The following is an 8,602-nucleotide window of genomic DNA, read 5'->3' as shown; positions in this document are numbered from 1 at the left end:
GGAGCTAGGAGCTAGGAGCTAGGAGCTAGGAGCTAGGAGCTAGGAGTTAAAGCCATATTTTTTGTAATTCTAACCACTGTTTTTCAAATTGCGCGCTAGGTTTTGCTTTAAAGTCACTGCGGACAAATTGGTTCATCTTGCCTTCAATGTAGGCAAGTAAAAAGTTGGCAATGGTTAACTCATCACTTTGAAAGGTTTTACCTTCGCGAAGTTTACGCTCGCGTAGTACTTGTTTTAGTTGTGTTTCAAGCTTTTCAAACAAGCTTTGTACACGCTCACGCAAGCGTTCTTGCTCACCTTGCAAGGCGTCGCCGGTCAAAATACGAGTGATCCCCGGATTTTTCTCAGCAAATGCCAGTAGTAGCAATAAAATATTATAGATACGGCTTTGAGTTTCTTTTTCGTTTTCAAGAATGAGATTTATGCGCGACAACAAAGTGTCTTCAATAAACTCTATTAAGCCTTCAAACATCCGTGCTTTACTCGGGAAATGACGATAAAGCGCAGCTTCAGAAACACCTACCTCAGCAGCTAATTTTGCTGTGGTGATACGTTGACCTGGGCTGGTTTCTAACATTTGTGCGAGTGCTTGTAGTATTTGCTCTTTGCGATTACTTCTTTTTGTCGCAGGCATGAACATTCCTTTCTTTATAATTATTTACTTAGCTTTTGGCGGCTACTTATCACTCACTTTTTGAGCAAGCGATAAGGGCTATGTTAATGTTTTATTCAGTTTCTTTCCAGCCTTTTTACAATCGTTTAGCAAGCTCACTCATTACACTCAGTGCTAATGCGCTTTTGGTATCGACGGGCAGTTCTTTTTGTTCATTATGCCAGAACAGTGTTAAAGCATTATGATCTGAATTAAAACCAAGGCCGGTTTGTGATACATCGTTAGCGCAGATCATATCAAGGTTTTTATTGCTGAGTTTGCCTTTCGCATAGCTTGCGACATCTTGAGTTTCTGCGGCAAAGCCAACTGTATATGGGCGACCCTCTGTAAGGCTAGCAACTGCGGCAATTACATCTGGATTTTTAACTAAAGTGAGAGTCAGTTCATCGCCTTGTTTTTTCATTTTTTGCTCGGCTATCGCTGCGGCGCGATAATCGGCAACCGCGGCGCAACCAATAAAAGCATCCGATTTGGGAGCAAAAATAAGTGATTGTTCAAGTAGTTGCTCAGCGGTCTCAATGTTTATTAGGTTAACACCTGGTGGTGGCGCAATTGTTACCGGACCTGAAATCAGGTTAACCGTTGCTCCTAAACTAACTGCCGCATGTGCAAGCCCAAAGCCCATTTTCCCAGAGCTGTGATTTGATATAAAACGCACCGGATCAAGTGGCTCACGAGTTGGCCCTGCGGTGATTGTAATTGTTTTACCAGCTAGTAGTTGCGGTTGCGAAGGTTGCGTGCATAGTGCCACTAACTGATGTGGTTCAAGCATTCGCCCTGCACCTACATCACCACATGCTTGTTCACCCTTACCTGGGCCCCAAATTGCAATGCCACGCTGTTTTAAAGTTGCTAAGTTAGCTTGAGTTGCTGGGTGGGCATACATTTGTTGATTCATTGCAGGCGCCACTGCTACTTTTGCGGGTGTTGCCAGCAATAAAGTGGTGAGTAAATCATCTGCAATGCCGACTGCCATTTTTGCGATGATATTAGATGTGGCAGGAGCGACTAATATTAAATCAGCCCATTTAGCAAATTCAATATGGCCCATAGCGGCTTCAGCAGATGGATCGAGCAAAGAGTCTGAGACCATTTCACCACTTACGGCCTGCATGGTAAGCGGAGTAATAAAGTGCTTAGCTGACTCAGTCATCACCACTTTGACATCACAACCATGATCTTTTAAGCGTCTAACAAGTTCGGCGCATTTGTAGGCGGCAATACCACCGCTGATACCAAGTACAATTTTTTTATTTACTAATTCTGTCGCTAAATTGGTCATTAACTTTGTCATACTCTGATAAAACTGTTTGTCGATATGCGCTAACGATAGCAAATCTTTGCCTTGGGGACGAAGTTTTAATATGGAATTTATTCGCAGTTTTACAGGCGAAATTTTATTTTTGCATTACAGTTAAATTATAAATCATTTTTCAGGGACGAAATAATGCAGCTCACCTCTTTACCAAGTAGCCAGCGACCACGCGAAAAGTTATTGGCGAAAGGGGCTAAGTCGTTAAGCGATGCCGAGTTATTAGCGATATTTTTGCGAACGGGTTTGCCGGGCATGAATGTAGTTGAGTTAGCACAACATTTAATGACACAAAATCAAACACTGCATAACTTATTTAATGCATCAATCGATGATTTTTGTGCACAAAAAGGACTGGGCACAGCAAAATTTGTTCAACTTCAAGCAGTACTGGAGTTGAGTCGTCGTTATATGATGGAGCAATGCCAGCGCGAAGCAGTATTTAATTCACCGCAATCAGTATATGACTATTTAACGATTGAGCTGCGAGGCTTGCAGCAAGAAGTGTTTATGGTGTTGTATTTAGATAGTCAGAATCGCTTAATTAAAGAAGAAACACTTTTTTATGGCACTATTAATGCGGCATCTGTTTACCCAAGAGAAGTCGTCAAAGCGGCTTTAAAAAATAACGCTGCGGCACTTATTCTGGCTCATAATCATCCATCAGGTATTGCTGAACCAAGCCAAGCTGATAAATTAATTACCACTAAATTGCAGCAAGCTTTGCAATTAGTCGATATAAATATTTTAGATCACATCGTTGTTGGGGGAGATAATTGTGTTTCGTTTGCAGAACGAGGCTTGATTTAAGCGTATTCAAATCACTAAGCGTGTTAAAAATGAGCGGTTTAGTGCTTATTTGCAAATTAGTTTAATTTAAATGCAGTTTTTACTTTCCCTAAGGGCATTCGATCTTTATAATTAGCCGCTATCAAATTTACACATGAGCTGGTTGGATTAGATCAATCACTTGATCTTTGCCTGTATAAGCTGTATAAAGAGCGCCCTTCGATTTATCCCTGGGGCACAAAATACATAGCCTAGGGGACAAATTAAGCTCGAGCGAAGTTATTGGAGATATATAGACATGTCTAAAGTATGTCAAGTTACAGGTAAGCGTCCTGCGGTTGGTAATCACCGTTCACACGCGAGAAACGCGACTAGACGTCGTTTCCTACCTAACCTACAAACACACCGTTTTTGGGTTGAAAGTGAAAAACGTTTTGTAACATTACGCACTACTACTAAAGGTATGCGTATTATCGATAAAAAAGGCATCGACACGGTTCTTACTGAAATCCGTGCTCGCGGCGTAAAAGTTTAAGGACCTGAGTCATGCGTGATAAGATCCGTTTAGTTTCTACAGCTGGTACTGGTTTTTTCTACACTACCGACAAGAACAAGCGTAACATGCCGGAAAAAATGGAAATCAAAAAGTTTGATCCAAAAATCCGTAAACATGTTCTTTTCAAAGAAGCTAAAATCAAGTAATTTTAGTTTTCTATGAATATCAAAAACCCAGCTTAGGCTGGGTTTTTTGTTTTTCAAATGCGTAGTTTTTCCGTTCTCGAATCACAGATTATACCAATCGTTTTAAGTTACTGACCATTTACAGCGACAGAAAATACAGTGATAACAAGGCATAAATTTTGACATGTAGTTGTTCTACATGAAAAATTACTAACGCAGTTAGCGCTTTATTTAGCGCGCTAGAATAGTTAAATATTTAAGTCGATTAGTATTATTCGTTTATATCATCGTCGACTAATTTTAAAAATGTGTCATAACAGGTAACATGTGCGTTGTTATCGTTGATGCAAACTAAATTTCGGCCGTGATGTTTAGCAAAGTAGAGTGCCTTATCAGCTCGCTCTAATACTTTTAAAACGCTATCATTACTCTTTTGTATAGCGGTTACCCCAAGGCTGATAGTGATAGGCATATTGGCAACTGTATTTGAGCTAATTAAACTCCTTAATTCATTCGCTTGCTTTGCTGCATCCAACAAAGCAGTGTTGAGTAATATTATTACAAACTCTTCACCACCCCAACGGGCGATTAACGCTTGCTCACCTATTTTTTGCTGCAACAGATGAGCAAACTCTTTTAGTACTTTATCGCCAACTAAATGCCCGTGGGTATCATTAATTTTTTTGAAATAGTCTATATCACACATAAGTAAACAATGAGATGCTTGAGAATGCTCGCTTTTAGTTATTAATGCCGATAACTCTGCATCAAATTTTTGTCTGTTATATAACTCAGTCAACTTATCTGTTTCTGCTAACTTCTTAATTTCGTCATTAAGGTTAGATAAGTTTTGATACGCTAACGAACGTGTTTTTTCGTAAAATCTAAAAATTAGAATATGAGCGATACTGACTTCGATAGTGTTAAATAATGATCCTAACCCTATGGTTATTGTTTGTTGTTGCTGTGTATAAATTAAGTATGCACAAATAGAGAATGCAATTGCGCTGATGATGCTTCCCCGTTTTCTGCCTATTAAAAAAAATGCAAAAGGGGGGATAAGCGTAGCCCATAATATCGAAAATGGATTTCCGCCTACCGAAATTATAAATAATATAGCTAAGCTGCTAGCCATTAATGTAACAGCCCATGCGGTTACATTGACGTTGCCAGATTTGTAAAACCAGAAATAAATAGTTAATGAGATAACAAGTCCTAAACAGTCAATTAAGGCAAGGTCTAATTGCTCGAAATAGAAAACATTGAGTACTGTTAAAATGAAAAAGTAAGCTGTTGAAAATAATAAAAAATGGGCGATTAAACGTGATCGCCAAAAATCTTTGTGATCCTTTGCAAATTGCGGAGACTTACTGTACCAAAACCCTAACATAAATGAATATTACCTAATTATTTATGATGTTAAGTATTACTTATTTGCAGAGTCCTGTGTAGCACAAATATTAACTGATAAGTTTTAGGTATAAAAAAACCTTGCAGGAAAAACCCACAAGGTTAATATTTTTAGCATTTAGCATTTAGCATTTAGCACCTTAAAGCTTTGCAAATGCATCTTGCAGTGGTGGTACTACTTGCTTTTTACGGCTCAGTACGCCGTCTAGCCATACTTTTCCGTCTTTGGGCGTTACACCATAAGCACTTTCAACTAGTGTTGCATCGTCAGATACGATCAGCATTTGTGAGCCTTCTTTCATGATGTCGGTAAGTAATAAGAATACCGAGTGGCGTCCACCTTCTTCTTTAAGCTTAGCAATATCAGCTTCAAGGTCTGCTTTAATATCATCAAATACCGCTAGATCGATAACTTCTAATTGACCAATACCAACTAGTTTACCGTTCATGTTGAAGTCTTTAAAATCACGCATTACTAAATCACGCGCTGGAGTATTCTCAACCGCTGACTTAACACGGAACATATCCATGCCTAATTCTTTAAAGTCCTCGATGCCGGCAATTTCAGCAAGCGCTTCAACACATTTAATATCAGCTGTGGTGCAGGTTGGTGATTTGAAAATAACCGTATCACTTAAAATTGCACACATCATGATGCCTGCAATGTCTTTTGGAATTTCAACATTGTAGAAGTCATACATCATTTTAATGATCGTGTTTGAGCAGCCAACAGGGCGGATCCAGCATTCAAGAGGTGTAGAGCTGGTTAAATCGCCTAGTTTATGGTGATCAACAACGCCAACAACGCGAGCTTGATCGATATCATCAGGTGCTTGCGTTTTTTCGGTATGGTCAACGATGTAAACATCTTCACCGGCATAACTTAATTTTAGCTCTGGTGCTTCAAAGCCGAATTTATCAAGAATAAACTGCGTTTCAGGTGATATTTCACCAAGACGAGTTGGAATTGCTGGTTCTTCGATTTGGTTTTTCAAATATGCGAGTGCGATTGCACCACAAATAGAATCTGAATCTGGGATTTTATGACCCACTACATACATTGACATGACGGAACTCCTTAAATTTTGCCGTATTTTAGCAAAGTAATTTAACTTTGACACATTCGCGTTGGTGATTTTTTGTAATATTCAGTCTTAACAGTAGTTAAAAAATTCAACTGCCATTTTTATATGTTTTTGGTTACACTTTAACTAATTGAATCTTTTAGGAAGAACTCAAATGCAGTTAGGTCGCAGGGGCTGGAATAATGTGGTTATTTTTTCCATGCTGTTGATGATTTTCTTTTTTAATGGATTACATACAAAACTCAACAGTGGTTCAGAACAATCTAGTGTGCAAAGTGTATTGCCAGCGCAAAACTTTATTTTAGCTCTAGAGTTTCCCGATCAAAAAATAGAGCGCATAGGCACTTCTTGGCGCGCCACTGCATTAATCAATAATGCACCTGCTAGTTTTTGGCAAGCAACAACAGCAAACCTTGTGGCATTAGTAAATGAATGGCAGAGCATGCAATTGTCGGTCGCTGATAATCAGCAAGCATTCCACAATACCTCAGCTTTGACTGTAGCAACCGTATGGTTGGCAGGCGAGCAACTTCCTTGGTTGTATCAATTATATAGCGCACCACAAGGCTATTATTTATTAGATAAAAGCAACCAGCGCGTGTTATCACTTGATAAAGCAACTGCGCAGCGTTTATTCCCTAGTTTTAATTTTTCACAAAGTGAGCCTAAATAGTATGCCTGAATTACCAGAGGTTGAAGTTAGCCGAATGGGGATCACCCCACATATTTTGCAGCAAACAGTTACAAAGGTGAATATTCATAATCCGAATATGCGTTGGCCTGTGCCGGATGATGTGTACAAAATCGCTAACTTAGCTGTTTTAGCTGTTGAGCGTAGGGCAAAGTATTTGCTACTTGAGTGTGAACTGGGCAGCATTATTTTGCATTTAGGTATGTCGGGTAATTTACGAGTTGTTGAACAAAATGAGCCATTAAAAAAGCATGATCATATCGAGTTTATATTTGCCAACGGTAAAGCATTGAGACTAAATGACCCACGCCGATTTGGTTGTTGTTTATGGCAAGCGCCCGGAGAATGTCATAGCTTACTGAGCAAACTGGGCCCTGAGCCACTCACTGATGAATTTACTGCTAAGCGCGTATATGAGCAGTCACGAAATAAGAAAGTGCCAATCAAACAATTTATTATGGATAACGCTGTGGTGGTTGGTGTGGGTAATATTTACGCTAACGAGTCTCTTTTTAAGGCCGGTATTCATCCAAAACGTGAAGCAGGAAAAGTATCACAAGCGCGCTATCAGCAATTAATCCCTATTATTAAAGATACTTTGGCTGCGGCTATCACTCAAGGTGGCACGACATTAAAAGACTTTGCCCAAAGTGATGGTAAACCAGGTTACTTTGCACAACAGTTATTAGTTTATGGCCGCAAAGGTGAGCCATGTATGGTATGTAAGAAAGCATTAACAGAAATTCGTTTAGGGCAACGTAGTACAGTGTACTGTAGTCAATGCCAAAAATAAGTTAAGGCATGTTGCACTTGAGAGCTGCTATTTGCAGCACTGGGAACAACACGCCTGAGGTATGTATCTGAGTTACAGCTCAAACGGTGCAACGCCGACGGCTGTCATTTTATAGCCCACTTGTGCAATGTCGCCACTCCAGGTTTCAGTGCTGATGACGCCGGTAACGACTATGGCATCGTACAAACTTTCAATTGGCACGCCGCCTTTAATTGTCACATGAACAATTTGATTCGGTGGTGGTGGTGGCACGTGGATGCAAGCACCAAAGTAAGGCACTAATAAAAACTCAGTAATCATTTCGCTGTCACCTTCAAGAGGTACTACAAACCCAGGTAAGCTGACTGATTGGCCATTGAGTTCCTTAACAATTGGTGCATCTAGATCAGGTTGCACCCAATTTTGCTCTGTACCTTCATGGCTAGCTTGATCTTGAGTATCTATTTGTACATGTCCCTTAGGAATTAAATCTTCCCAAAAAATTTCTTTTGGTTCATTGGCATAACTACTAAAATTATAACCAAAGCTAAAAATAACTAAGCAAAGCAAAGTGAGCTTTTGAAAGTACTGCATGATATTCCTCTTAAATTTTAATGCTCATGCCATCAGACAATGAGTAAAAATAGGCGCGGGTGGCTGGTATCAAACCAACGATAAAGCCGGCCGCCATAATAGCGCCGATCAATACCAGTTCATAGCTCGATAGCATCGCAATGGTGATTGTGATGCCGGCATTACTTTGCAAGTAACTTGTGGCAAGAGACATTAATAAATAAAATAACCCACAACCTACTAGGCAACCTAAAAAGGTTATCAGTAGTGATTCTATGCTGATCAATGTGAATAAATGCCAAGGACGCGCACCGACAGAGCGTAAAATGGCCAATTCGCGGCGGCGTTGGTTAAGGCTGGCCAATAGGGTCGTTAGCATGCCTAGCAGACTCACGAGTACCACTACGATAGAAAACAGCAACAAGATTTTTTCAACAATTGTCAGCATTTCCCATAGCTCACGCAAAGTTACACCAGGCATGATGGCAAGCAACGCTTCAGGTTTGTACTGATTAATATTACGCCTTACTTGTAACGTATAAAGCGGAGAATCAAAACCCACTAAAAACGCGGTGATTTGCTTAGGTTCGCCTGTTAGATCATCATGCTGTTCATG

At 39.9% G+C, this 8,602-nt stretch carries 11 protein-coding genes; 5 read left to right on the top strand and 6 right to left on the bottom strand.

All coding sequences use genetic code 11. The features are described 5' to 3' along the window. Positions 1–46: 46 nt before the first annotated feature. The gene (gene slmA / locus H5163_RS20710) at positions 47–634 is read right to left on the bottom strand and encodes a nucleoid occlusion factor SlmA (RefSeq protein ID WP_145234700.1); all 588 of its coding nucleotides are present in this window, start codon (positions 632–634) and stop codon (positions 47–49) included. Positions 635–749: 115 nt separating this feature from the next. Beyond that, a complete protein-coding gene (gene coaBC / locus H5163_RS20705) occupies positions 750–1,967 on the bottom strand; it encodes a bifunctional phosphopantothenoylcysteine decarboxylase/phosphopantothenate--cysteine ligase CoaBC (RefSeq protein ID WP_179959239.1) in 1,218 nt (405 codons plus the stop codon). A gap of 153 nt (positions 1,968–2,120) precedes the next feature. Between coaBC and radC the strand changes: the two genes are divergently transcribed. From radC to rpmG, 3 genes are all read left to right on the top strand, one after another. Further along, positions 2,121–2,795: a DNA repair protein RadC gene (gene radC, locus H5163_RS20700; protein ID WP_169020545.1), complete on the top strand. Its 675-nt coding sequence runs from the start codon at positions 2,121–2,123 to the stop codon at positions 2,793–2,795. Between the two features lie 277 nt (positions 2,796–3,072). Then, on the top strand, positions 3,073–3,309 hold the full coding sequence (rpmB, locus tag H5163_RS20695; RefSeq protein ID WP_004335549.1) for a 50S ribosomal protein L28: 237 nt from the start codon (positions 3,073–3,075) through the stop codon (positions 3,307–3,309). 11 nt (positions 3,310–3,320) lie between these two features. Then, entirely contained in the window at positions 3,321–3,476 is a 156-nt protein-coding gene (rpmG, locus tag H5163_RS20690; protein WP_004335545.1) for a 50S ribosomal protein L33, read from the top strand. Positions 3,477–3,726: 250 nt separating this feature from the next. Here rpmG and H5163_RS20685 read toward each other — a convergent pair whose 3' ends face one another. After that, positions 3,727–4,845 (bottom strand): diguanylate cyclase, encoded by a 1,119-nt coding sequence (locus tag H5163_RS20685; protein ID WP_182735858.1) that lies wholly within the window; start codon positions 4,843–4,845, stop codon positions 3,727–3,729. A gap of 160 nt (positions 4,846–5,005) precedes the next feature. Next, the gene (locus H5163_RS20680; RefSeq protein WP_145234704.1) at positions 5,006–5,932 is read right to left on the bottom strand and encodes a manganese-dependent inorganic pyrophosphatase; all 927 of its coding nucleotides are present in this window, start codon (positions 5,930–5,932) and stop codon (positions 5,006–5,008) included. Positions 5,933–6,104: 172 nt separating this feature from the next. On the opposite strand from H5163_RS20680, the gene H5163_RS20675 reads away from it, so the two are divergent. After that, positions 6,105–6,623, top strand: a complete 519-nt coding sequence (locus tag H5163_RS20675) for a hypothetical protein (protein ID WP_145234706.1) — start codon at positions 6,105–6,107, stop codon at positions 6,621–6,623. Position 6,624: 1 nt separating this feature from the next. Then, positions 6,625–7,434 (top strand): bifunctional DNA-formamidopyrimidine glycosylase/DNA-(apurinic or apyrimidinic site) lyase, encoded by an 810-nt coding sequence (mutM, locus tag H5163_RS20670; RefSeq protein WP_145234708.1) that lies wholly within the window; start codon positions 6,625–6,627, stop codon positions 7,432–7,434. Between the two features lie 72 nt (positions 7,435–7,506). Here mutM and H5163_RS20665 read toward each other — a convergent pair whose 3' ends face one another. Together H5163_RS20665 and H5163_RS20660 are read right to left on the bottom strand one after the other, a co-directional pair. Then, complete coding sequence (locus H5163_RS20665) at positions 7,507–8,007, bottom strand: DUF3299 domain-containing protein (RefSeq protein ID WP_149983159.1); 501 nt, start codon at positions 8,005–8,007, stop codon at positions 7,507–7,509. A 10-nt stretch (positions 8,008–8,017) separates the two neighbouring features. After that, the coding region (locus tag H5163_RS20660; RefSeq protein WP_182735857.1) for an ABC transporter permease at positions 8,018–8,602 on the bottom strand (585 nt) is incomplete at its 5' end.

The organism is Pseudoalteromonas sp. SG44-8 (genome assembly GCF_014164125.1).
GTDB lineage: Bacteria > Pseudomonadota > Gammaproteobacteria > Enterobacterales > Alteromonadaceae > Pseudoalteromonas > Pseudoalteromonas rhizosphaerae.
This window is presented reverse-complemented; position numbering and strand designations above follow the sequence as displayed.

Bases quoted from the DNA above. Each gene is read 5' to 3' on its own strand.
- slmA (WP_145234700.1), bottom strand. From the start codon at position 634: ATGCCTGCGACAAAAAGAAGTAATCGCAAAGAGCAAATACTACAAGCA.
- rpmG (WP_004335545.1), top strand. From the start codon at position 3,321: ATGCGTGATAAGATCCGTTTAGTTTCTACAGCTGGTACTGGTTTTTTC.
- H5163_RS20685 (WP_182735858.1), bottom strand. From the start codon at position 4,845: ATGTTAGGGTTTTGGTACAGTAAGTCTCCGCAATTTGCAAAGGATCAC.
- coaBC (WP_179959239.1), bottom strand. From the start codon at position 1,967: ATGACAAAGTTAATGACCAATTTAGCGACAGAATTAGTAAATAAAAAA.
- rpmB (WP_004335549.1), top strand. From the start codon at position 3,073: ATGTCTAAAGTATGTCAAGTTACAGGTAAGCGTCCTGCGGTTGGTAAT.
- radC (WP_169020545.1), top strand. From the start codon at position 2,121: ATGCAGCTCACCTCTTTACCAAGTAGCCAGCGACCACGCGAAAAGTTA.
- H5163_RS20665 (WP_149983159.1), bottom strand. From the start codon at position 8,007: ATGCAGTACTTTCAAAAGCTCACTTTGCTTTGCTTAGTTATTTTTAGC.
- H5163_RS20680 (WP_145234704.1), bottom strand. From the start codon at position 5,932: ATGTCAATGTATGTAGTGGGTCATAAAATCCCAGATTCAGATTCTATT.
- mutM (WP_145234708.1), top strand. From the start codon at position 6,625: ATGCCTGAATTACCAGAGGTTGAAGTTAGCCGAATGGGGATCACCCCA.
- H5163_RS20675 (WP_145234706.1), top strand. From the start codon at position 6,105: ATGCAGTTAGGTCGCAGGGGCTGGAATAATGTGGTTATTTTTTCCATG.